The following is a 23,268-nucleotide window of genomic DNA, read 5'->3' on the forward strand; positions in this document are numbered from 1 at the left end:
CTCAGGACGCCAGTTCGCGTTCGCGCGGCGCCAGCCCGAAGCTACGCAACGCCTGATCGACGGCCTCCGATGTCGTGGTCAGGCCGCGGCTCTCCAGCCACGGCAAGGTGGTGTCGACGACCTGCTCGAGCACCCCGGGAAGGGTGAGCGGAAGCAGGGTGACGCCGTCCGCGACACCGGCTGCGGTGATGTCGGCGATCAGCCCGGCGAGACCGAGCGGAGTGCCGACGTACTGCAGCGAGACGGGGGTGCGCGGTGCGCCCCATTCGGAGTCCAACCGGGCCAGTTCCCTGCGGGCGCTGCGCGCGTCCGCCGCGATGAGGACCTCGAGATCGACGAGGACGGTGACGTCGTCGGGGTCCCGCCCGTCGTCGGCGAGTTCGGTGCGGATGCGGGCTCGTTCGATCTGAGCCTCACGCAGGTCGGCTGCCCGGATCCGCACGACGTGGCGCGGGTAGGCGGACAGGTCGAGACGTTCGCTCTCGGCGACGGGAACAGTGAGGTCGAGCCAGTAGTCCGGGCCGATCACCGGACGGGTGCCGACGGCCGATGCCGAGGCGGGATGGTGACCGGAGCCCGCCAGCTCCACTGCGACGTGCAACTGGCGGAGCGAGGTACGGGTACGGAGAGAGGTGTGCGACATGGGGATTCCTCGAGGAATGTGTAGGTGAACGACGCTGACGGAAAATCGGTCAGTTCGGACACATACCCGACGAGGTACGGCACAGATCCACGTGCCGACGGCACCACAGAGCGCGCTCCGCGCTCTCGGTCCGTGATGTCATGCGGCCCATGCTAGCGCGTTTCGCCGCCGGTGGGAGTGCCGCCGGTCACCCGCTCGGCACCGTCGTGCGCGCCGCCGCGGGTCGCCAGTTCGGCGAGGGCGTCGACCAGCCGCCGCACGTCCTCCGACCCGGTGCCCAGCCCCAGGCTGGCACGCACCGCGCCGCCCGGCAGGCCGAGCCGATTCAGGACGGGGTGCGCGCAGAACCTGCCGTCGCGGACTCCGATCCCGTGGTCGGCCAGGTAGGCGGCCACCTCGCGCGGCGCGACGCCGTCGACGGTGAAGGTGACGATCCCGACAGAGTCCTCGGCATCACTCCACAGCCGGAGCAGACGCACACCGTCGATGCAGCGCAATCCCTCGGTGAGCTGCGCGGTGAGTGCCGCCTCGTGCCGGGTGATCTCGTCGAACCCGATATCCGTGAGGGCCTCGCAGGCCGCCGCGAGTCCGGCCGCACCGAACAGGTTGGGCGTGCCCGCCTCGTGCCGGGCCGGCGACGCCGCCCACTCGGTGTGGTCCAGGGTCACGTCGCGGACGGCACCCCCGCCGGCGAGATACGGCGCCGCGGCATCGAGCCAGTCACGCCGACCCACCAGCACGCCGGCACCGAACGGTGCGTAGAGCTTGTGTCCGGAGAAGGCGAGGTAGTCGATCCCGCTCGCCGCCAGGTCGATCCGACGATGCGGAGCGAGTTGGGCAGCGTCCACCAGGATGCGGGCACCGCAGGCGTGGGCGATCTCGGCCAGCCGTGCCACCGGGAGGATCTCGCCGGTGACGTTGGAGGCGCCGGTCACCGCGAGCAGAGCGGCCGGGCGGGAGCAGAGTTCGCCGACCAGGGAGCGGATCGTCTCCTCGATCGTGTCGGAGGCGACCACCACCCGGGAGTTCTTCCACGGCAGCAGGTTCGCGTGGTGTTCGACGTCCAGGACGACGACGTCACCGGGCACGCACGCCGCCAGCAGGTTGAGCGAGTCGGTGGTGTTGCGGGTGAAGACGACGACGTCGTCGCCGGGGCCTCCCCCGGTGCGGGCACCGACGAACTCCGCGACCGCGACGCGGGCCTGCTCGTAGGCGTCGGTCGACACCTGCGACGCGTATCCGGCGCCGCGGTGCACGCTGGCGTAGGTGGGGACCAGTTCCCCGATCCGGGCGCCGACCTGCGCCAACACCGGGGCACTGGCCGCGTAGTCGAAGTTCGCGTAGCGGCACTGTGCGCCACTCGGGAGCGGCACACAGGTGCCCGAGACCTCGGCGAGCGGGGCGATGTCGGTGGTGCAGCGATCCAGTACAGCAGTCATGTCGAAATCCCTCGTGGTCAGGGACTCGTCGGGAACGGCAGCGCCCACGGAAATGGGACGTGGATCACCTCGGAGTCCGCGCTTGCCGGGCTCTGCTGAGCCGCAGCCAGGTCGTCACCCGGAGCACCCCACCGCGGAGGAGGGTTGCCGACCAGCGAGCCGGGGCTTGATGCTGGTACTCATGACCTGTGAGAGAGGTTGGCAGAAGTCCGGCGCGCTGTCAAACCCCCCGTCCGCTCACTCGCGGCTCACCTCGGCCAGGCGGCGTTCCAGGAATCGCCGCCGATTCTCGTTCACCGTTCCGGCGATCGCGTTCCGGTAGTGCACTCGCGACTCCTCGAGCCGTCCGGCGCGGCGCAACAGGTCCGCACGGACGGCGGACATCGCGTGCGCGGGTAGCGGTGAACGCGCCGACTCCAACCGGTCCACCTCCGCGACTCCCGCCTCAAACCCGTCCCGAAACCCCAGTGCCACAGCCCTGTTCAGTCGAACCACCGCCGAGTCGCCGTAGCCGAGGAGTGCGTCGTACGCGTCGACCAGCGCCGCCCAGTCGGTCGATTCCCACGACGGCGCGAGGGCGTGCACCGCGGCGATCCGGGCCTGCGCACCGTAGCGCCCGGCACCACGGCGCGACGCCGCTCGCAGACAGGCGATCGCGGCACCGATCTCGGCCCGGTCCCACCGGCTGCGGTCCTGCTCTTCCAACGGGACGACGTCACCGCGGACGTCCACCCGCTGACCGCGACGACTGTCCTGGAACTGTATGAGCGCGAGGAGCGCCCACGCCTCGGATTCGTCCGGCATCAACTCGCACAACAGTTTTCCGAGCCGGATCGCCTCGTCACACAGCTCGTCGCGCACGAGGACCGTTCCGGCGGTGGCGGCGTATCCCTCGGTGAACACGAGGTGGATACACGCCAGAACCTGCTCCGTCCGTTCCGGCAGCTGGTGATCGGGCGGCACCCGGAACGGTATCGACGCCTCGCGAATCTTGGCCTTGGCACGGCTGATCCGCTGCGCCACCGAACTTTCCGCGGACAGCAGGAGCCGGCCGATCTCCCCCGTCCCCAACCCGCACACCAGTCGCAGTGTCAGCGCCACCTGTGAGGCCGGGGACAGCGCAGGATGCGCGCAGGTGAACAGCAGGCGCAACTGGTCGTCGCGGACGGTCCATCCCGGCTCCGGTTCGGGGTCGGGGGCGGGCCACATCGTCATCGCTTCCCTCTCCCGGCCCGCCCTCCCCGATTCCCGGCGGAGGCGGTCGAGAGCGCGGTTGCGTGCCACTGTCGTGATCCACGCACCGGGCCGCTCCGGCACACCTGTCTCCGGCCACCGGCGGACCGCCTCGGCGAACGCCTCCTGCACGGCGTCCTCCGCCAGGGACAGATCGCCGCACATCCGGGTGACCGCACCCACCGACCGCCCGAACTCCTGCCGGAAGATCCGAGCCGGATCCGGGTCGCCGGAAGGCAGACGACTCCCGCCCGTGCCCATCGCCTCACCCGGTCTCGTCGACGATTCGGCGCAGTTCCACACAGCCCCGTTCGCCCAGCGGGATCCGAGAGGCGAGGGACACCGCCGTGTCGCGGTCCGGCGCCCGGAGCACGTACAGGCCGTTGGCCACCTCGACCGATTCGGTGTAGGGGCCGTCGCTGAGCAGCAGTTCCCCGTCCCGCACGCTCGCCGTGGTTGCCGCGCGTGGTGGGTACACCGCGCCGCCGCCTCGGATCGCGTCGCCGGCCCACTCCCCGAACTCGCGGTGTTCGGCTGCCCCGCGCTCCCACTCGGCGGTGCCCGGCGGGGTGGCGTCGGCCGCCGGTTCCCGGATCAGCGCCAGCCACAGCCCCGACGTGTCCGAGGCCGGCGACCACTCCGCCAACGGCCACACCTCGGTGTGCCCCGAGGCCGTGTCCGGGATGGCCCGGACCAGCTCCAGCACCGAATCGAGGTCGTCGGCCTCGAGGACGTAGAAGCCACCGATCACCTCGGCCAGTTCGGCGAACGGGCCGTCCGTCACCAGTCGCCCGTGCCCGTCGTTCCGGATCGTCACCGCCTCGGACGTCGGGTGCAGGGCGCCACCGCCGACGATCGCGGACTGCGACTGCTCCCAGAACGCCTCGTGCCGGGCCACCGAGGCCTCGAACTCGGGGGTCCCCGGTACCCACTCCGGACCCTCTTCCTCACCCATCAGCAATGCCAGATAGTTCACGGCTTCCTCCTCCGCTTTCGCCTCGTCGTGTCGAGAATCCCCGTCCCGACCGGAGGGCGCAGCGCCCTCTACCCAGACGACGAAGTGGGCACACTCACTTCGACACACCCTGCACATCGACACACAGCGGGCACGGGACAGGTGACGGGTGAAGAATGAACCAGGAGGACGAGTTCTCGGGCTCGTTCACCGTCCGGTTACCGAACCGTGAGATAACCACGGAACGCGGCTGCCGGTCGCAGGCGACAACCCTGTCGCCCAGTGTCTGCCGTGAACGCCCAGTGCGTCTCCAGTGAAGGAAGTCGATTGTCTCTTCAGTCGCCGACGGACCAGGTCCCGTCGCAGCAGGTCCCGCAGGAGTTGCTGCGGGGCTCCTTCGCACCTCCCGCACGCACGCTCGTCGACATCTTCCGAGCGAGCGCGGAGGCGGATCCGGACGCGGTCGCGATCGACGACGGCACGCTCGAGCTGACCTATCGGGAGGTGCTCGACGAGATCGATCTCGGGGTCCAGGCGCTGACCGAGGCCGGGGTCGGCGCCGGGGACCGGGTGGGGATCCGCATGCCGTCCGGCTCACACCGGCTGTACGTGTCGATCCTGTCGGTGCTCTCGGCGGGCGCCGCGTACGTCCCCGTCGATGCCGACGATCCCGACGAGCGCGCCGAACTGGTGTTCGGTGAGGCAGGTGTCGCCGCGATCATCACCGGGAGCGGGATCGAGACCGGAACCGGAGGCAATCACACGGCCGACGGTGACACTGCCCCGGACGTGCGCCCGCCCTCCCTCGACGACGACGCGTGGATCATCTTCACCTCGGGGTCGACGGGAACCCCGAAGGGCGTCGCGGTCACCCACCGCAATGCCGCAGCTTTCGTCGATGCCGAGGCTCGACTGTTCCTGCGCGAGAACCCGATCGGCCCCGGGGATCGCGTCCTGGCCGGGCTGTCGGTCGCCTTCGACGCCTCGTGCGAGGAGATGTGGCTGGCCTGGCGCCACGGCGCCTGCCTGGTTCCGGCGCCGCGCTCGCTCGTGCGCAGCGGGATGGACCTGGGCCCGTGGCTCGTCACCCGGGACGTCAACATCGTGTCGACGGTGCCGACCCTGGCGGCGCTGTGGCCGGCCGAGGCGCTCGAGGCTGTGCGGCTGCTCATCTTCGGTGGCGAGGCGTGCCCGCCGGAACTGGTCGAGCGCCTCGCCACGCCGGGCCGCGAGGTGTGGAACACGTACGGACCGACGGAGGCGACGGTCGTCGCGTGTGGTGCGCTGCTGGACGGCACCGGGCCGGTCACCATCGGCCTCCCCCTCGACGGCTGGGACCTGGCCGTCGTCGATGCCGACGGTGCGCCGGTGTCCGAGGGCGAGGTCGGCGAGCTGGTGATCGGTGGCGTCGGTCTCGCTCGCTACCTCGATCCGGCCAAGGACGCCGAGAAGTACGCGCCGATGCCGTCGCTGGGCTGGGACCGCGCGTACCGCAGCGGCGACCTGGTCCGGCTCGAACGATCCGGCCTGCGGTTCCAGGGCCGCGCCGACGACCAGGTCAAGCTCGGCGGACGTCGCATCGAGCTGGGCGAGGTCGACAATGCCCTGCAGAATCTTCCCGGCGTCGCGGGCGCCGCGGCCGCGGTCCGCCGGACCGGCGCCGGCCACCAGGTGCTCATCGGCTACCTGGCCGGCACCGACCCCGATTTCGACCTCGTCGCCGCGCACGCCGCGCTCGGCGAGCACCTGCCCGCCGCGCTGGTTCCCCGGCTGGCGCTCGTCGACGAGCTACCGACCCGGACGTCCGGGAAGGTGGACCGCGACGCGCTGCCGTGGCCGCTTCCCGGTGCGGACGACGACTCGATGGACGCGCTCGGACTCGGCGAGACCGCGACGTGGGTCGCGGGCCTGTGGGCGGACATCCTCGGTGCCCGGATCAGCGGACCGAAGAACGACTTCTTCGAACTCGGCGGGGGTTCGCTGGCGGCGGCCCAGCTCGTCACCGCGCTGCGCGAACGGTTCCCGGAGGTCACCGTCGCCGAGTTGTACGACCGGCCCCGACTGGGTGCGCTCGCCGACTACCTGGACGAACTCGCACCGACCGCGGCCGTCGAACCGCGCACGGTCGTCCCCACACCGCGGGCCGGTCAGTGGGCGCAACTCGCGGCGACCGTGCCGCTGGTGACGCTCACCGGCCTGCAATGGGTGACATGGCTGGCGATCGCCAACAACATTCTCGCGTGGTTCGCGCCCGTCCCGTGGGCGCCGACACTGTCGTGGTGGATCGTGCTGGTGGCATTCGTCGCCTTCCTCACACCACTCGGCCGGATGGCGATCTCGGTGGCGGGGGCCAGGCTCCTGCTCCGGCGCGTCGAGCCCGGAACGTACCCGCGCGGTGGCAGCGTCCACCTCCGGCTGTGGACTGCCCAGCGGCTCACCGAGGCGAGCGGCGCGGCCAACCTGTCCGGTGCACCCTGGATGACCTACTACGCGCGGGCACTGGGAGCGAGGATCGGTGCCGGTGTGGACCTGCACACCCTCCCCCCGGTCACCGGCATGCTCGATCTCGGGGACGGCTGCTCGGTCGAGCCGGAGGTGGACCTGTCCGGACACTGGATCGACGGCGACGTCGTCCACATCGGCGAGATCAGGATCGGCGCCGGCGCGTCGGTGGGCGCCCGGTCGACGTTGTTCCCGGGCACGCGGATCGGGAAGAACGCCCACGTCGCCGCGGGCTCCGCGGTGTCGGGCCGAGTGAAGGCGGACCAGTACTGGGCGGGGTCTCGCGCGGTGAAGGTCGGCAAGGCGAAGACGCCGTGGCCGGACGAGGCGCCCCCACGTGCCCGCTGGTGGGTACCGGTCTACGGCATCAGTTCCGTGGTTCTCGCCGGGATGCCGCTCGTCGGCCTCGCGGTCGGGCTGGTCCTGGTCGGCTGGGCCGTCCACGATGCGCCGACGGTCTCGGCGGCGGTGTTGCCCGCGCTGGCGGCGGTGCCCTTCGCGACGTTGCTCGCTCTCGCCGCGTACGCGGTGCTCACGGTGGCCGCGGTACGGACGCTCGCGATCGGGCTGCACGAGGGATATCACCCGGTGCGCAGCCGCATCGGCTGGCAGGTCTGGGCCACCGAACGCATCATGGACGCCGCCCGCACCTTCCTGTTCCCGCTCTACGCCGGGCTGCTCACGCCGGCGTGGCTGCGCCTGCTGGGCGCGAAGGTCGGCAAGAACGTCGAGGCGTCGACCGTGCTGCTGCTCCCCAAGTTCACCACCGTCGCGGACGGCGCGTTCCTCGCCGACGACACGATGGTCGCCAGCTACGAGCTCGGTGGCGGCTGGATGCACATCGAGTCGGCGAAGGTCGGCAAACGCGCGTTCCTCGGCAACTCGGGCATGACGGCGCCCGGTCGGCGGGTCCCCAAGTACGGTCTCGTCGCCGTACTCTCCGCCGCTCCGTCGAAGGCGAAGTCCGGGTCCTCCTGGCTGGGCAGCCCGCCGGTGCGACTGCGTCGGTCCCCGGGCGAGACCGACATGTCCCGCACGTTCGAGCCGCCGACGCGGCTCAAGATCGCGCGTGGCGCGGTGGAGACGTGCCGGCTGATTCCGGTGATGGTCAGTGTGGGAATCGGCGTCGGGGTGCTGCTGACGCTCGACGCCCTCGCCGGTGTCGGGTTCTGGCTCGCCGCGGTGGCGTCCGGCGTGGTGCTGCTCGGGGCGGGCGCGGTGGCCGCGCTGGTCACCGTGGCCGCGAAGTGGGCGATCGTCGGGCGCATCGACAAGGTCGAGCATCCTCTGTGGAGCTCGTTCGTGTGGCGCAACGAGGTGGCCGACGCGTTCGTGGAAACTGTTGCGGCACCGTGGTTCGCGCGGATCGCGACCGGGACGGCAGTGCTCAACGTGTGGCTGCGCGGACTCGGCGCCACCATCGGCAGAGGCGTGTGGTGCGAGAGCTACTGGCTTCCCGAGGCAGACCTGGTGACTCTCGGTGACGGCGCGACGGTCGAACGCGGATGTGTCGTGCAGACACATCTGTTTCATGATCGGATCATGTCCATGGACACCGTCACTCTGGGATCGGGCGCCACCCTCGGGCCGCACTGCGTGGCGCTGCCCGCCTCGCACATCGGTGACGGCGCCACCGTGGGGCCGGCGTCGCTGGTGATGCGCGGCGACACCGTGCCCGCCTCCACCCGCTGGCAGGGCAACCCGATCGCGCCGTGGGGTGACCGATGAAGAACGGAAAGACCGACACCCCGATCGACCCGTACCTGCCCCAGAACGGCAATCGCGGATACCGCGTGTCCCGCTACGAGCTCGACCTCGAGTACAAGGTCGCCAGCAACCGGCTCGCAGGCAAGGCCACGATCACCGCCGTCACGACCGAGGCACGCAGCCGGATCGGGCTCGATCTGGCGCCGAACCTCGACGTCACGAAGGTGGTGGTGAACGGTTCGCGCGGGGCGAAATATTCGCACCGGGCGGGCAAGCTCGTGATCACGCCCCGCGAGAAGCTGCCGGCGGGCGCGGCACTCGTCGTGGCGATCCAGTACCAGGGCGCGCCCGCGCCGATCCGGTCGGTGTGGGGTGAGGTCGGCTGGGAGGAACTCGACGAGGGAGCGCTGGTGGCCAGCCAGCCCAACGGGGCGGCGTCCTGGTTTCCCTGCGACGATCACCCCAGTTCCAAGGCCAGCTACCGGATCTCGATCACCACGGATTCGCCCTACTACGCCGTCGCGAACGGCAAGCTCCGCGACCGTCGGGTGCGAGCGAGTCAGACGACGTGGGTGTTCGAGCAGTCCGAGCCGATGTCGACCTACCTCGCGACCATCCAGATCGGACACTACGAACGCCGACGCGTCGCGGACGGTGCGGTACCCATCCATGCGGTGTTGCCGCCCCGTCTGCACACGGCGTTCGACCACGACTTCGGCCGCCAGGGCCAGATCATGGACGTCTTCACCGAACTGTTCGGGCCGTACCCGTTTCCCGGCTACACGGTGGTGGTCACCGACGATCCGCTCGAGATCCCCATCGAGGCCCAGGGGCTGTCGATCTTCGGTTCCAACCATCTGGACGGTCGGCGCGGGTCGGAGCGGCTCGTCGCGCACGAACTGGCCCACCAGTGGTTCGGCAACAGCCTCACGCTCGGGCAGTGGCGCGACATCTGGCTGCACGAGGGCTTCGCCTGTTACGCCGAATGGCTGTGGGCCGAGAACTCCGGCGGCCAGTCGGCGCACGAACACGCGGTGCGCGCCCACCAGGGCCTGGCCCGCAAGCCGCAGGACCTGCTGGTCGGCGACCCGGGCCCGACACTGATGTTCGACGACCGCGTCTACAAGCGGGGGGCCCTGGCGCTACATGCGCTCCGGCACCGTCTCGGCGACGACGCCTTCTTCGAGCTGATCCGCACATGGACGGATCGATATCGCTACTCGACGGTGACGACGGAACAGTTCACCGATCTGGCGGCCCGATTCACGGATCGCCCGCTGCGGGAGCTGTGGTCGAACTGGTTGTACGAGAAGGAACTGCCGTCACTGTGAGCCGGCGAGTTCACTGTGAGTCGGCGAGCTCCTCGCGGGGCAGGTGCGCCGTCCACTTGACGAGGACGAGGATCAGGCAGCCGGTGGCCGCTACGGCACCGAACCCGAACATCACGGGGTACGTCACCGCCGGGAACGTCTCGGACAGTGCCGCCATGATCGCCGGGGTCGCGAAGCCCAGGTAGGTGAGCGAGTAGAACACCGCGGTCAGCCCGGCGAGGTCGTCGGGCCCGGCGATCCGCTGGACCTCCTGGAGTCCGGACACGAGCGCCATCCCGTAACCGCATCCGAGCACGACCGAGGCGAACAGTGCCATCGGGACGGTGAGCACGAACGAGGCCACCACCGCGATCAGCATCCCTGCGATCACGAAGCTCAACGCCACGACGACTCCGCGCGAGTTCCGCGGATCGTCGATTCTCCGGCCCAGGGACTGGATCAGGAAGCCCGCACCCAGACCCACCAGGCACATCACGGCGGAGAAGGCGAGCGGCACGTCCGTCCGGTCGGACATCAGCGCGGGCAGCACCGCATAGGCCGCCGCGGCGGACCCGAACACCCAGGGTGCGAGTGGTGCGATGACGAACAGGAAGCGCCGGTGTCCGGCGGAGGGAATCTTCAGGTCCTCGGTGAGCGGGGCCCGCTCGTGCGCGGGCTGCGCGGGGCGCGTCTCCGGTGCCCGCAGCAACGCCGCCGTCGCGAGCACCGCGACGGCGATGTGCACGCCGTAGGACAGGGCGCTCGGCCACGGCGCCCACTGGGCCAGCAGCCCTGCGGCGCCCGCACCCAGCCCGAAGCCCGCGGTCAGACTCATGGCGGCGCGCCGGGCACCGGCTCCCGGACCTGCAGCCGGGTCCCAGTCCGGCCCGGAGAGCTCCTTCACCCAGCTGCCACCGACGGCCATTCCCAGGCCGAGAGCCACTCCGCACAGAACTCGCCCGGCGACGAGCAGGGCCGCGGAATCGGCGCCGAGCGCGAGGAGCAGCGACCCCAGGATCGTGAGGAGCGGTGCGGGCAACAGCACCGGCCGCCGGCCGAGGCGGTCGGAGAGCGGGCCACCGAGCAACAGACCGGGAACGATGCCGAACACGTACGCGAACAGGAACAGATCGACCTCGACCGGCGAGAACCCGTGGTAGAGGCGGTACATCACCAGAAGGGGGGTGAACTCGTTGCCGCCCCACGCGACGGCGAACATGGTCGCGCCCACCGCGAACCAGAGTCGCCGTGAGGAGGTGCGGACCGACGCGGCGTGGTCGGTGGCGGTGGCGGTCACGTGCGGGGTCCTCTCCGGTTCGCCGAACGGGGATTGAGCGCGTGCACGCTGAGCATGTGCTCGAGCAGCGCCGCGTCGTACCCGTCGGGGTCGGCCGCCTCCACGAGATCGCGCAGACGGACGTGATCGTCGACGATCGCCGGGAGTTGTTCCGGGTCGCGGGCGAGGGAGCGCGCCGTCATCCGGCGCTGACGCTCCCGCAGTCCCCCGTAGAAGGAGTCGAGCAGCGGGTTGTCGCCCGCACGCACGATGAGCCGGTGGAAGTCGGCGTCGGCCGCGCTGAACGCCACGACGTCCCCGTCGCGGACGATCCCGAGTTGCCTGTCGAGGTTGTCGTCGAGTGCGTGTACCACCGCGGCGCGCTCGGCGGCGTGCTCGGCGAGGTAGCGGACGCTGTGTGTCTCGAGCAGTTGCCGGGCGTCCACGATGTGCTCGGCCTCGCCGTCGGCCACCGGCACGATCAGTGCGCCCCGCTTGGGGTAGAGCCGCATCCACCCCTCGGCCTCGAGCCGCAGGAACGCCTCGCGCACCGGTGTCCGGCTGCATCCCGTGCGGTTCGCGACCTCACCCTCACTGATGAGTTCCCCACCGGGTAGGCCACCGGAGAGGATCAGCTCCTTGACATCCTGGTACACCTGCTCGGCGGCCGACGGCGCCGGCGATCCGGATGACGAATGCAACATAGACACAAGACGTATTTATACGCCTCCGCCCTCCTCCGCCGCCACCCGCCCCCCTTGTCTTCTCGTCTCCTCCCCCTGACATGGGTGAAGGTGGCCTTCGACCGGTCTGACCGGTCGAAGGCCACCTTCACCCAGGAGATCAGTCGGCGGCGAGGACCGCCTTGAGGAAGCTCTGCGTGCGTTCGTTCTGCGGGTCGCTGAAGATCTGTTGGGGCGTGCCCTCCTCCACGATCCGGCCGGCGTCGAACATCAGCACGCGGTTCGAGACGTCCCGAGCGAAATGCATCTCGTGAGTCACGATGAGCATGGTGATGTCCGTGGTGCGGGCGATGTCGCGCAACACGTCGAGGACATCCGCCACCAGTTCCGGATCGAGCGCCGACGTCACTTCGTCCAGCAGCAGGATGTCCGGGTCCATCGCCAGCGCCCGGGCGATCGCCACCCGCTGCTGCTGACCACCGGACAGTCGCGTCGGATGCTCGGACTCCTTCTCCGCGAGCCCCACCATGTCCAGCAGTTCCCGCGCCCGCGTCACCGCGGCATCCTTGCTCATCCCCAGGACGTGAACCGGCGCCTCGGTGATGTTCTCGAGCACGTTCATGTTCGGGAACAGGTTGAACTGCTGGAACACCATTCCGATCTTGGTACGCATCTCCCGGAGGTGCTTCTCGGACGCCGGGACCAGCTTTCCGCCCTTGTCCTGATGGGTGAGCGGCTTGCCGTCCACCCAGATGACACCCTCGTTGATCGTCTCGAGCGTCATCAACAGCCGCAGGATCGTGGTCTTCCCGGACCCGCTGGGCCCGATGAGCGTGACTCGATCCCCCTGGGCGACGTCGAAGTTCAGATGATCGAGTACGACGTTCTGACCGAACCGCTTGACGACGTCGTCGAAGCGGACCTTGGGCTGTGCGCTCGTCTCGCTCGTCTCAGTAGTAGGCAAGGCGCTTCTCCAATCGTCTGACGAGAACCGATGTCGGGTAGCTGGCGATCAGGAAGATCACACCCGCCAGTGTCAGCGGCTCGAGGTACTGGAAGTTCCGAGCGCCGAACTGCTGCGCCGCAGTCACCAGTTCGACGACCGTGATGGCGAAGAGGAAGGGGGTGTCCTTGAACAACGAGATGGCGCAGTTGCCCAATGCGGGAACGACTCGGCGTATGGCCTGCGGCAGGATCACCGCTCGCCAGGTTCGCCCCGGTGGCAGTGACAGAGCGCGAGCCGCCTCCCACTGCCCCTTCGGGACCGCCTCGATGCCGGCCCGGTACACCTCCGCCATGTACGTCGAATAGTGCACGCCCAGAACGACGACACCGATCTGCAGTGCCGAGAAATCCGTGAAGAGGTAGTACACGAACAGCAGCTGCACGACGACCGGTGTCAACCGGATGAACTCGGCCGCCGCGCGCACGGGCAGACTGATCCACCGAGGGAACGTGCGACGGATGATCGCGATGACCAGACCCAGCACCGCGCCGATGATGAACGCCAGAACGGTGGCCAGCAAGGTGATCTTGAATCCGTCGAGCAAGACCGGGAGTGCGTCGAACGCCCGCTCCCAACTCCATTGCACGGTCATCGGGTACGCACCCCCTCTCCGGCCAGTTCGTTCGGTGCGAGACTGAAGATCTCGCGGAGCGACGGACCGGTGCCCAGGCGATTCTTCGCCCGCACTTCGAGCGCGTTCATCAACAGAGTGAGCAGATAGCCGATCACGAAGTAGATGATCAGTCCGACCCCGAACGCGAACATCGTGTCCCCGGTGGACTTTCGCAGCTCACCGATCTCGAAGGTCAAGTCCTGCAGGAGGATATAGCTGGCCAGCGCGCTTCCCTTGACCAGCTGGATGAGTAGGTTGGTCAGTGGCGGGATCATCTCGGCCCACGCCTGGGGGAGGATGATTCGTCGGAGCCGTTGCCCGTGAGTGAAATTCAGGGCCGTAGCGGCTTCCCATTGCGGTTGCGGGACGGCATTGACCGCGCCCCGGACCACCTCCGCACCGTATGCACCGAAGTTCAAGCCCAGTGCGAGTATTCCGCACACCAGCGGCTCGATCTGGTATCCGAGCAACGGCATGACGTAGAACAGCCAGAACAACTGCACCAGCAGCGACGTGCCGCGGAAGAATTCGATGAACACACGGGCGGTACCGCGAACCAGAACATTCTTCACCCGCACCGAGAGGCCGAGCACCACCGCGAGGAGGAACGCCAGCAGCGCCCCTCCCGCGGTGAGCTCGAGGGTGATGATGATGCCGTTCTGGATCTGCGGCCACGCATTCAGAAAGGCGTCGATATTGTCTTTCACGATCAGGCCCCGGGTCAGCCGACCCCTTCACACAGGTCGGCGGTCGTCAGTTCCGGATCGGGCAGTTCCGCCTCGGTGAATCCGTACTCACCCACGATCGACAGGTACTTGTCCCGGTCCGAGGTGATCTTCTTCAACTCCTCGTTGTAGGCGTCCCGGAGTGCGGCGTCGTCCGTGCGGAACACGGTACCGCCGGCACCGACCTGCGGAACACCGTTGATCACGGCCACGAAGGACGGCGTGACCTCGATCGGCGCGTCGGGATTGTTCTGGGCCAGCCAGTTCAGCGAGATGCCGGTCAGTGCGAACACATCGGCGCGCCCGTTGACGACCGCGTCCATGCCGTCCTGCGGCGTGGCGACCTGGGTTGCGTCGATGCCCAGATCCTGGGCGTAATCGGATTCGATGGCACCGGTCATGGCGACCATGCGGGCGCCGCTGTCGCGGACCGACTCCATGTCCGTCAGATTCTGCGGGTTACCGGTCGGCACCATCAGCGCCGTCGTGTAGTTGAACTCCGGCTCGCTGAATGCGGCCTGCTCGCACCGCTGTGGCAGGATCGACATGCCGGCGCTGACCACGTCGAAGCGACGGGCCTGCAGACCCGGGATGAGGGCGCCGAAGTCCGCATTGACTCCCTCGACGGTATCGATGCCGAGGTTTCCGAAGATCTCCCGGTGCAGTGCCACCGTGGCGCCGGTCAACTGACCGTCGTCCATGAAGCTGTACGGGGCCTCGCCTGCGAACCCGACCGTGACCGAGCCCCGGTCCTGCAACTGATCGAGCAGAGGCTCGTCGGAGTCGGTGGTGGTCCTGGTACAGCCGGCGACGGAGCCCGCCGCGACGACCGCACCGAGTAGAACGGCAGTAGCCCGCAGGGTCGAACGCCTACTCGAAATCTTGCCTGTCACTAGTTTCTCCTTCGTCATCTTGATGACGATCCAGGAGGATGCGCACCGCGCCGGGCACGATCCAAACGGATCTGCCCGCGTTACCTTACGCAGGGTTAAGGACTATCTCATGTCGACAGGCCGAGCCGTGTCCGAATCGTGCTCGCGTCCAGGAAGTTTGACCGCCCTCACGCGCGATGAATGGTCCGGAAATGCCGGTAGCCCCCGACCATGAGGTCGGGGGCTACCGGTAACGGATTGTACGGCGGTGTCCTACTCTCCCACACCCTGTCGAGTGCAGTACCATCGGCGCTGGAGGGCTTAGCTTCCGGGTTCGGAATGGGACCGGGCGTTTCCCCTCCGCTATAGCCGCCGTAACTCTATGAAACTATCCACACACCCCCTACACACCTGCACCCGTCTCCCACGTCACCGTGGGGACAGAGCAAGTAGATGGGGGTATCTGTGTGTTGTTTCAGATACCGCACAGTGGACGCGTAACACCTTTGTGGTAAGCCCTCGGCCTATTAGTACCAGTCACCTCCACACATTACTGCGCTTCCAGTTCTGGCCTATCAACCCGGTAGTCTGCCGGGGGCCTTAACCCCTCAAAGGGGGAGAGAAACCTCATCTTGGAACAGGCTTCCCGCTTAGATGCTTTCAGCGGTTATCCCTTCCGAACGTAGCCAACCAGCAGTGCTCCTGGTGGAACAACTGGCACACCAGAGGTTCGTCCGTCCCGGTCCTCTCGTACTAGGGACAGCCTTCCTCAAGTTTCTAACGCGCGCGGCGGATAGAGACCGAACTGTCTCACGACGTTCTAAACCCAGCTCGCGTGCCGCTTTAATGGGCGAACAGCCCAACCCTTGGGACCTACTCCAGCCCCAGGATGCGACGAGCCGACATCGAGGTGCCAAACCATCCCGTCGATATGGACTCTTGGGGAAGATCAGCCTGTTATCCCCGGGGTACCTTTTATCCGTTGAGCGACACCGCTTCCACATGCCGGTGCCGGATCACTAGTCCCGACTTTCGTCCCTGCTCGACTTGTCAGTCTCACAGTCAAGCTCCCTTGTGCACTTGCACTCGACACCTGATTGCCAACCAGGCTGAGGGAACCTTTGGGCGCCTCCGTTACATTTTGGGAGGCAACCGCCCCAGTTAAACTACCCACCAGGCACTGTCCCTGAACCAGATCATGGTCCGAGGTTAGAGGTCCAATACGATCAGAGTGGTATTTCAACAACGACTCCACGAACACTGGCGTGCCCGCTTCACAGTCTCCCACCTATCCTACACAAACCGAACCGAACACCAATACCAAGCTATAGTGAAGGTCCCGGGGTCTTTTCGTCCTGCCGCGCGTAACGAGCATCTTTACTCGTAATGCAATTTCGCCGAGTCTATGGTTGAGACAGCTGAGAAGTCGTTACGCCATTCGTGCAGGTCGGAACTTACCCGACAAGGAATTTCGCTACCTTAGGATGGTTATAGTTACCACCGCCGTTTACTGGGGCTTAAATTCTCAGCTTCGCTCCCGAGGGAACTAACCGGTCCTCTTAACCTTCCAGCACCGGGCAGGCGTCAGTCCGTATACATCGTCTTACGACTTCGCACGGACCTGTGTTTTTAGTAAACAGTCGCTTCTCACTGGTCTCTGCGGCCCCAACCAGCTCACACCGCAAGGGTGATCACCAGCCGAGGCCCCCCTTCTCCCGAAGTTACGGGGGCATTTTGCCGAGTTCCTTAACCATAGTTATCTCGATCGCCTTGGTATTCTCTACCTGACCACCTGTGTCGGTTTGGGGTACGGGCCATGTGAAAGCTCGCTAGAGGCTTTTCTCGGCAGCATAGGATCACTGAATTCGCCTCAATCGGCTACGCATCACGTCTCAGGATATGTGCGCCCCGGATTTACCTGGGACACTCCCTACACGCTTACACCAGTATTACCACTGACTGGCTCAGCTACCTTCCTGCGTCACCCCATCGCTTGGCTACTACCAGATCAGGTCCCATGCATCCACGTCCAGGGCCCCCGAAGGGGCGTAAAGACGCTTCAGGATGGTTAGTATCACTGATTCACCAGGGGCGCGTTCACACGGGTACGGGAATATCAACCCGTTGTCCATCGACTACGCCTGTCGGCCTCGCCTTAGGTCCCGACTCACCCTGGGCGGATTAACCTGGCCCAGGAACCCTTGGTCATTCGGCGGAAGAGTTTCTCACTCTTCTTTCGCTACTCATGCCTGCATTCTCACTCGCACAGCCTCCACCACTAGATCACTCTGTGGCTTCCCTGGCTGCACGACGCTCCCCTACCCACCCACACACCTGGCCAACCCTCGCAAAGGGAAGGCGGGCTATTGTGTGAGTGCCGCGGCTTCGGTGGTGTACTTGAGCCCCGCTACATTGTCGGCGCAGGATCACTTGACCAGTGAGCTATTACGCACTCTTTCAAGGGTGGCTGCTTCTAAGCCAACCTCCTGGTTGTCTTCGCGACCCCACATCCTTTTCCACTTAGTACACGCTTAGGGACCTTAGCCGGCGATCTGGGCTGTTTCCCTCTCGACTACGAAGCTTATCCCCCGCAGTCTCACTGCCGCGCTCTCACACCCTGGCATTCGGAGTTTGGCTGATTTCGGTAAGCTTGTGGGCCCCCTAGACCATCCAGTAGCTCTACCTCCAGAGTGAAACACGCGACGCTGCACCTAAATGCATTTCGGGGAGAACCAGCTATCACGGAGTTTGATTGGCCTTTCACCCCTACCCACAACTCATCCCCTCAGTTTTCAACCTAAGTGGGTTCGGGCCTCCACGACGTCTTACCGTCGCTTCACCCTGGCCATGGGTAGATCACTCCGCTTCGGGTCTAGAACATGCCACTCAAACGCCCTATTCGGACTCGCTTTCGCTACGGCTACCCCACACGGGTTAACCTCGCGACATGCCACTAACTCGCAGGCTCATTCTTCAAAAGGCACGCCATCACCCACCCACCGAAGTGGCACAGGCTCTGACGGATTGTAAGCGCACGGTTTCAGGTACTATTTCACTCCCCTCCCGGGGTACTTTTCACCTTTCCCTCACGGTACTAGTCCGCTATCGGTCACCAGGGAGTATTCAGGCTTATCGGGTGGTCCCGACAGATTCACACCAGATTTCACGGGCCCGGTGCTACTTGGGAACCCTTCACGAGAGCCGAGATGTTTTCGTCTACGGGATTCTCACCCTCTACGACAGGCCGTCCCAGACCACTTCGACTAACAACTCGGTTTCTTACTCTCGCCCGTCATGACAGTAACGGGAAGAAAGGCCCCACAACCCCACGAGTGCAACGCCTGCCAGCTATCACACACCCATGGTTTAGCCTCATCCGCTTTCGCTCGCCACTACTCACGGAATCACTGTTGTTTTCTCTTCCTGTGGGTACTGAGATGTTTCACTTCCCCACGTTCCCTCCACACACCCTATATATTCAGATGCGGGTAACACGACATCACTCGTGCTGGGTTTCCCCATTCGGAAATCCTCGGATCTCAGCTCGGTTGACAGCTCCCCGAGGCTTATCGCAGCCTCCTACGTCCTTCATCGGCTCCTGGTGCCAAGGCATCCACCGTACGCTCTTACACACTTACAACAAAGATGCTCGCGTCCACTGTGCAGTTCTCAAACAACACACAACCAGAAAGCCCCACCGCCACCAGACCACGTGATGTCACCACCACCCGCGGTATAACCGAAACTCCCTGATCGTCGTCACTCATCCAGAGAAGAAACACTCACGTGTTCTCTCAGGACCCAACAGTGCATCGATATAACCCTCTTCCCCACCAGCACTCGGGCCGGCAGCAACGAAGAGAATACTTGTCAGCGTTCCACCCATGAGCTCCCACCGGACAACATGCGTGTCCGTAATGGGCTCTGCTTGCTCCCCCACACCACTGTGTGAGCGAGACAAGAGAATGCTCCTTAGAAAGGAGGTGATCCAGCCGCACCTTCCGGTACGGCTACCTTGTTACGACTTCGTCCCAATCGCCGATCCCACCTTCGACGGCTCCCTCCCACAAGGGGTTAGGCCACCGGCTTCGGGTGTTACCGACTTTCATGACGTGACGGGCGGTGTGTACAAGGCCCGGGAACGTATTCACCGCAGCGTTGCTGATCTGCGATTACTAGCGACTCCGACTTCACGGGGTCGAGTTGCAGACCCCGATCCGAACTGAGACCGGCTTTAAGGGATTCGCTCCACCTCACGGTATCGCAGCCCTCTGTACCGGCCATTGTAGCATGTGTGAAGCCCTGGACATAAGGGGCATGATGACTTGACGTCGTCCCCACCTTCCTCCGAGTTGACCCCGGCAGTCTCCTGCGAGTCCCCACCATTACGTGCTGGCAACACAGGACAAGGGTTGCGCTCGTTGCGGGACTTAACCCAACATCTCACGACACGAGCTGACGACAGCCATGCACCACCTGTACACCGACCACAAGGGGGGCCGTATCTCTACGGCTTTCCGGTGTATGTCAAACCCAGGTAAGGTTCTTCGCGTTGCATCGAATTAATCCACATGCTCCGCCGCTTGTGCGGGCCCCCGTCAATTCCTTTGAGTTTTAGCCTTGCGGCCGTACTCCCCAGGCGGGGCGCTTAATGCGTTAGCTACGGCACGGATCCCGTGGAAGGAAACCCACACCTAGCGCCCACCGTTTACGGCGTGGACTACCAGGGTATCTAATCCTGTTCGCTACCCACGCTTTCGCTCCTCAGCGTCAGTTACTGCCCAGAGACCCGCCTTCGCCACCGGTGTTCCTCCTGATATCTGCGCATTTCACCGCTACACCAGGAATTCCAGTCTCCCCTGCAGTACTCAAGTCTGCCCGTATCGCCTGCAAGCCAGCAGTTGAGCTGCTGGTTTTCACAGACGACGCGACAAACCGCCTACGAGCTCTTTACGCCCAGTAATTCCGGACAACGCTCGCACCCTACGTATTACCGCGGCTGCTGGCACGTAGTTGGCCGGTGCTTCTTCTACAGGTACCGTCACTTGCGCTTCGTCCCTGTTGAAAGAGGTTTACAACCCGAAGGCCGTCATCCCTCACGCGGCGTCGCTGCATCAGGCTTTCGCCCATTGTGCAATATTCCCCACTGCTGCCTCCCGTAGGAGTCTGGGCCGTGTCTCAGTCCCAGTGTGGCCGGTCACCCTCTCAGGTCGGCTACCCGTCGTCGCCTTGGTAGGCCATTACCCCACCAACAAGCTGATAGGCCGCGGGCCCATCCTGCACCGATAAATCTTTCCACCACCAGACCATGCAGCCGGTAGTCATATCCGGTATTAGACCCAGTTTCCCAGGCTTATCCCAGAGTGCAGGGCAGATCACCCACGTGTTACTCACCCGTTCGCCGCTCGTGTACCCCGAAAGGCCTTACCGCTCGACTTGCATGTGTTAAGCACGCCGCCAGCGTTCGTCCTGAGCCAGGATCAAACTCTCCGTTGAAGACTCTAGATATCACCAACCCCAAAAGGGCCGGCTAATCAGTCAAACACATCGAGCCAAATCACTAGCATACAAAAACTCAAACTAGCATTCACAACACTGACCCCTCCCCGACGGAAGAAGGAGAAGAGCCAGCAAATACCCACCCCGGCCCAAAAGACCGAAGCAGAGTACCAAAAAATGGCACTGACATTCATCGACACACTGTTGAGTTCTCAAAGAACACGCACACACCATCACCACCCACCAAGGCAGATCCGGGGCAACCGTTCCATCTTATCCCACACTCGCCTTGGGCGCAAGAAGCAACCGTAGGTTCGTGTAACTGGGATCGGGTCTCGACTCTACAGGAGAGTCTCTGACCCAGGGCCAGGCGCCTTCGTCCAACCTCGTTGTCTCACCGGCCGGGGCCGGGAGTCGGTGTCCGTGTCGCTCTGACTTGCAATAAGTTACGCGAACATTGCCGCGATCACCAAATCGCCTGGTCAACGCCCGAAACCGGGAACTGCACGCTGCAGGAGGTCAGGGGACCCAGTACTTTGCCGCCAGTTCCTCGATGACCTTGTCGCCTTCGGCGGCCTGATCCAGCACGGCCAGATCCCGGTCGATCGCCACCAGACGCTGATCTCCTTGCTCCGCCTCCTGCACCGGACGTCCACCGTCCTCGGAGCGTTGGCGCAGCAGCTTCTCCCGGACGCGGTCCTTCAACGAATCGCTCATGGGAAAAGCATGGTCCGGTGGGCGCGCGATGTCGAGGACAACCGGCACGCCGAGGGCGGTCAGCGGTCGTCGTGGTCCCGATCGTCCTTGCGGAAGACCCGCATGGCGGTGGGAATCAGCACGACCACCGCGCCGAGGAGAACGACGAGCGAGAAGATCTGCAGGGTCATCAGGACTCCACTTCGTTCAGGCCGGCGCGAGCCAGCTGCCCCACGGCGTGTTCCGAAGGACGGTGAATACGGCGAGGACGGCGACGACGATGCCTCCCGCCACGATGCCGGTTGCCCGCCCGAACAGCGGGCTCGGGCGAATATCCTGCGTGGTCGACGCGCGCACCCACCGGCGGCGTACCCATATCGCCCATCCCACCACGGCGGCGACCAGGAGGGGAACGATCAGGGCGTTGTTCGACATCGCACCCGCCAGATCGGCACGGGTCAGATCGTGGACGGCGCGCAGACCCCCACACGCCGGGCACCACAATCCGGTCAGCGCGAACACCGGACAGACACCGTAGGAACCGGACACATGAGGATCGCGGAATCGCAGGACCGCCGCGGCGGCCACCGCACTTCCCGCCACCGCGGCAGGCACACGCAACGCGGCAACTGCACCGACTCGCTGCGATACCTCGGGTGCGCCCATGGCACCAGTGTTCCCGAAGGACCGACGTGCGGCCAGCACGGCGAGGTGCGACGTGACGGAGGTGGCGTACAGACGGGGGAACGGCGAAGGCCCCCTCCCGATCGGGAGGGGGCCTTCGTCCGAGCTGCCTGAGAGAATCGAACTCTCGACCTTTTCATTACGAGTGAAATGCTCTACCGACTGAGCTAAGGCAGCGGCGCCTTTCGGCGGTGGCGAGTCTAGCGCGTCATCCCCCCGAACGCGAAAACGGATCCCGGAAAGCCGCCGCGATGCGGGCCACCATCGCGTCGACGGCCCACTGCGGCTTGACGTTCACGGAAATCGCCTCGCGGCACTCGAGTACGGCCTCGATGCACGTCAGCAGTCCCGCGGGCGTCGTGCGCGATGCAAGAGCCCGGGCGCGATCGTCGGCATCCGGATGGTTGGCCGTCACATCCGCGTCCCACGAGCAGGCGAGCGCATCCCGGTACAGGGCAGCGAGGTCGACGAGCGCACGATCGAGAGCGTCCCTGCCGGTGCGGGTGGCGCGGGATTTCTGTCGGCGTTCGAGTTCCTTGAGAACCCCGGCCGAGCCCCTCAGCGCCCCGGCGGCACCCTTACCCGTCCCGCCTGCGCCCAGGGCGGTACGCAACTCGTCGGTCTCCTGCTCGTCGAGGCGGGCGCTGATCTCCTTCGCTTCCGCGTCGGCGTCCCGTACCAGCTCCTCGGCCGCGAGGTATGCGCTCGCCGGGCGCAGCGCCGCGTCGGCGAGAGCGAGTGCCTTGCGGCGGCGCTCCCGCGCATCCGGATCCGTGGCCAACCGTCGGGCCCGCCCGACGTGCCCGCCCGATATCGAGGCCGCCCACTGCGCGGCCTCGGCGTCGAGCCCGTCACGTTCCCGCAGTACCTGCGCGATCGCGTCCACCGACGGCGTGACGAGATGGACGTGCCGGCACCTCGACCGCAGCGTCACCGAAATGTCCTGCGGATCCACGGTCGGGGCGCAGAGCAGGAAGACCGTGCGGTCCGGCGGCTCCTCGACCACCTTGAGCAGTGCGTTTGCCGCTCCTTCGGTGAGTCGGTCCGCGTCCTCGATGATGACGACCTGCCACCGGCCCGTGCTGGGCCGACGTGCCGCGGTCTGCACGATCGAACGCATCTCCGCGACCGAGATACTGAGACCCTGCGGCACCACCCGCCGCACGTCCCCGTGGGTGCCGGCCATCGTCGTGGAACATGCGTGGCACGCGCCGCACCCGACCACCGACCCGTCGGTGCACTGCAGCGCCGCGGCGAACGCCAGCGCCGCGACGGACCGGCCGGACCCGGGCGGTCCGGTGAACAGCCAGGAATGAGTCATCGCCGAGCCGGCATCCGCACCGCGCGCCGCGGCCGCAGCCGTCGTCAACTCGGCATCGACATGCCCCTGGCCGACGAGGCGCTCGAATACCGTCACCGCGTCAG

General features: G+C 66.0%; 16 protein-coding genes, 1 tRNA gene, 3 rRNA genes and 1 riboswitch. Of the genes, 2 read left to right on the forward strand and 18 right to left on the reverse strand.

The features are described from left to right. Position 1 precedes the first annotated feature (1 nt). The 5 genes from G4H71_RS07970 to G4H71_RS07985 form a co-directional block, all read right to left on the reverse strand. Positions 2 to 643: an LLM class oxidoreductase gene (locus tag G4H71_RS07970; protein ID WP_072740038.1), complete on the reverse strand. Its 642-nt coding sequence runs from the start codon at positions 641 to 643 to the stop codon at positions 2 to 4. A 49-nt stretch (positions 644 to 692) separates the two neighbouring features. Then, positions 693 to 794 carry a putative leader peptide gene (locus tag G4H71_RS22875; protein ID WP_367890094.1) on the reverse strand — a complete coding sequence of 34 codons (102 nt, stop codon included), beginning with the start codon at positions 792 to 794 and terminating at the stop codon, positions 693 to 695. A gap of 1 nt (position 795) precedes the next feature. Next, the gene (locus tag G4H71_RS07975) at positions 796 to 2,082 is read right to left on the reverse strand and encodes an aminotransferase class V-fold PLP-dependent enzyme (protein WP_072740047.1); all 1,287 of its coding nucleotides are present in this window, start codon (positions 2,080 to 2,082) and stop codon (positions 796 to 798) included. Positions 2,083 to 2,155: 73 nt separating this feature from the next. Beyond that, a riboswitch (SAM riboswitch) is annotated at positions 2,156 to 2,269 on the reverse strand. Between the two features lie 50 nt (positions 2,270 to 2,319). Further along, entirely contained in the window at positions 2,320 to 3,576 is a 1,257-nt protein-coding gene (locus G4H71_RS07980) for an RNA polymerase sigma factor (protein WP_072740039.1), read from the reverse strand. Positions 3,577 to 3,580: 4 nt separating this feature from the next. Continuing rightward, complete coding sequence (locus G4H71_RS07985) at positions 3,581 to 4,291, reverse strand: YciI family protein (RefSeq protein WP_072740040.1); 711 nt, start codon at positions 4,289 to 4,291, stop codon at positions 3,581 to 3,583. Positions 4,292 to 4,597: 306 nt separating this feature from the next. On the opposite strand from G4H71_RS07985, the gene G4H71_RS07990 reads away from it, so the two are divergent. Next, a complete protein-coding gene (locus G4H71_RS07990; protein WP_074700700.1) occupies positions 4,598 to 8,500 on the forward strand; it encodes a Pls/PosA family non-ribosomal peptide synthetase in 3,903 nt (1,300 codons plus the stop codon). Then, positions 8,497 to 9,810 carry a M1 family metallopeptidase gene (locus G4H71_RS07995; protein WP_072740386.1) on the forward strand — a complete coding sequence of 438 codons (1,314 nt, stop codon included), beginning with the start codon at positions 8,497 to 8,499 and terminating at the stop codon, positions 9,808 to 9,810. Before G4H71_RS07990 ends, G4H71_RS07995 begins: the two co-directional genes overlap by 4 nt. A 10-nt stretch (positions 9,811 to 9,820) precedes the next feature. On the opposite strand, the gene G4H71_RS08000 is transcribed toward G4H71_RS07995, so the two are convergent. From G4H71_RS08000 to G4H71_RS08060, 13 genes are all read right to left on the reverse strand, one after another. Next, complete coding sequence (locus G4H71_RS08000) at positions 9,821 to 11,008, reverse strand: MFS transporter (protein WP_083343327.1); 1,188 nt, start codon at positions 11,006 to 11,008, stop codon at positions 9,821 to 9,823. A gap of 74 nt (positions 11,009 to 11,082) precedes the next feature. Continuing rightward, positions 11,083 to 11,769, reverse strand: a complete 687-nt coding sequence (locus G4H71_RS08005) for a GntR family transcriptional regulator (RefSeq protein ID WP_072740388.1) — start codon at positions 11,767 to 11,769, stop codon at positions 11,083 to 11,085. 139 nt (positions 11,770 to 11,908) lie between these two features. After that, positions 11,909 to 12,712: an ectoine/hydroxyectoine ABC transporter ATP-binding protein EhuA gene (ehuA, locus tag G4H71_RS08010; RefSeq protein ID WP_072740389.1), complete on the reverse strand. Its 804-nt coding sequence runs from the start codon at positions 12,710 to 12,712 to the stop codon at positions 11,909 to 11,911. Beyond that, positions 12,699 to 13,346 (reverse strand): ectoine/hydroxyectoine ABC transporter permease subunit EhuD, encoded by a 648-nt coding sequence (ehuD, locus tag G4H71_RS08015; RefSeq protein WP_072740390.1) that lies wholly within the window; start codon positions 13,344 to 13,346, stop codon positions 12,699 to 12,701. Before ehuD ends, ehuA begins: the two co-directional genes overlap by 14 nt. Then, on the reverse strand, positions 13,343 to 14,074 hold the full coding sequence (gene ehuC / locus G4H71_RS08020; RefSeq protein WP_072740391.1) for an ectoine/hydroxyectoine ABC transporter permease subunit EhuC: 732 nt from the start codon (positions 14,072 to 14,074) through the stop codon (positions 13,343 to 13,345). Before ehuC ends, ehuD begins: the two co-directional genes overlap by 4 nt. Positions 14,075 to 14,088: 14 nt before the next feature. Next, complete coding sequence (ehuB, locus tag G4H71_RS08025) at positions 14,089 to 14,952, reverse strand: ectoine/hydroxyectoine ABC transporter substrate-binding protein EhuB (RefSeq protein WP_371843085.1); 864 nt, start codon at positions 14,950 to 14,952, stop codon at positions 14,089 to 14,091. 272 nt (positions 14,953 to 15,224) lie between these two features. Beyond that, positions 15,225 to 15,341 (reverse strand): 5S ribosomal RNA (rrf, locus tag G4H71_RS08030). A 130-nt stretch (positions 15,342 to 15,471) separates the two neighbouring features. Next, positions 15,472 to 18,604, reverse strand: a 23S ribosomal RNA gene (locus G4H71_RS08035). A gap of 336 nt (positions 18,605 to 18,940) precedes the next feature. Beyond that, positions 18,941 to 20,460 (reverse strand): 16S ribosomal RNA (locus tag G4H71_RS08040). Together the 16S, 23S and 5S rRNA genes form the textbook arrangement of a ribosomal RNA operon. A 522-nt stretch (positions 20,461 to 20,982) precedes the next feature. Next, positions 20,983 to 21,180 carry a hypothetical protein gene (locus tag G4H71_RS08045; RefSeq protein WP_072740286.1) on the reverse strand — a complete coding sequence of 66 codons (198 nt, stop codon included), beginning with the start codon at positions 21,178 to 21,180 and terminating at the stop codon, positions 20,983 to 20,985. Between the two features lie 186 nt (positions 21,181 to 21,366). Next, a complete protein-coding gene (locus tag G4H71_RS08050; RefSeq protein ID WP_083343058.1) occupies positions 21,367 to 21,825 on the reverse strand; it encodes a DUF2752 domain-containing protein in 459 nt (152 codons plus the stop codon). 122 nt (positions 21,826 to 21,947) lie between these two features. Next, a tRNA-Thr gene (locus tag G4H71_RS08055) sits at positions 21,948 to 22,020 on the reverse strand. Between the two features lie 31 nt (positions 22,021 to 22,051). Further along, positions 22,052 to 23,260, reverse strand: a complete 1,209-nt coding sequence (locus tag G4H71_RS08060) for a DNA polymerase III subunit delta' (protein WP_072740288.1) — start codon at positions 23,258 to 23,260, stop codon at positions 22,052 to 22,054. Between the last annotated feature and the right edge of the window lie 8 nt (positions 23,261 to 23,268).

Source organism: Rhodococcus triatomae (genome assembly GCF_014217785.1).
In the GTDB taxonomy this organism is placed as follows: Bacteria; Actinomycetota; Actinomycetes; order Mycobacteriales; family Mycobacteriaceae; genus Rhodococcus_F; species Rhodococcus_F triatomae.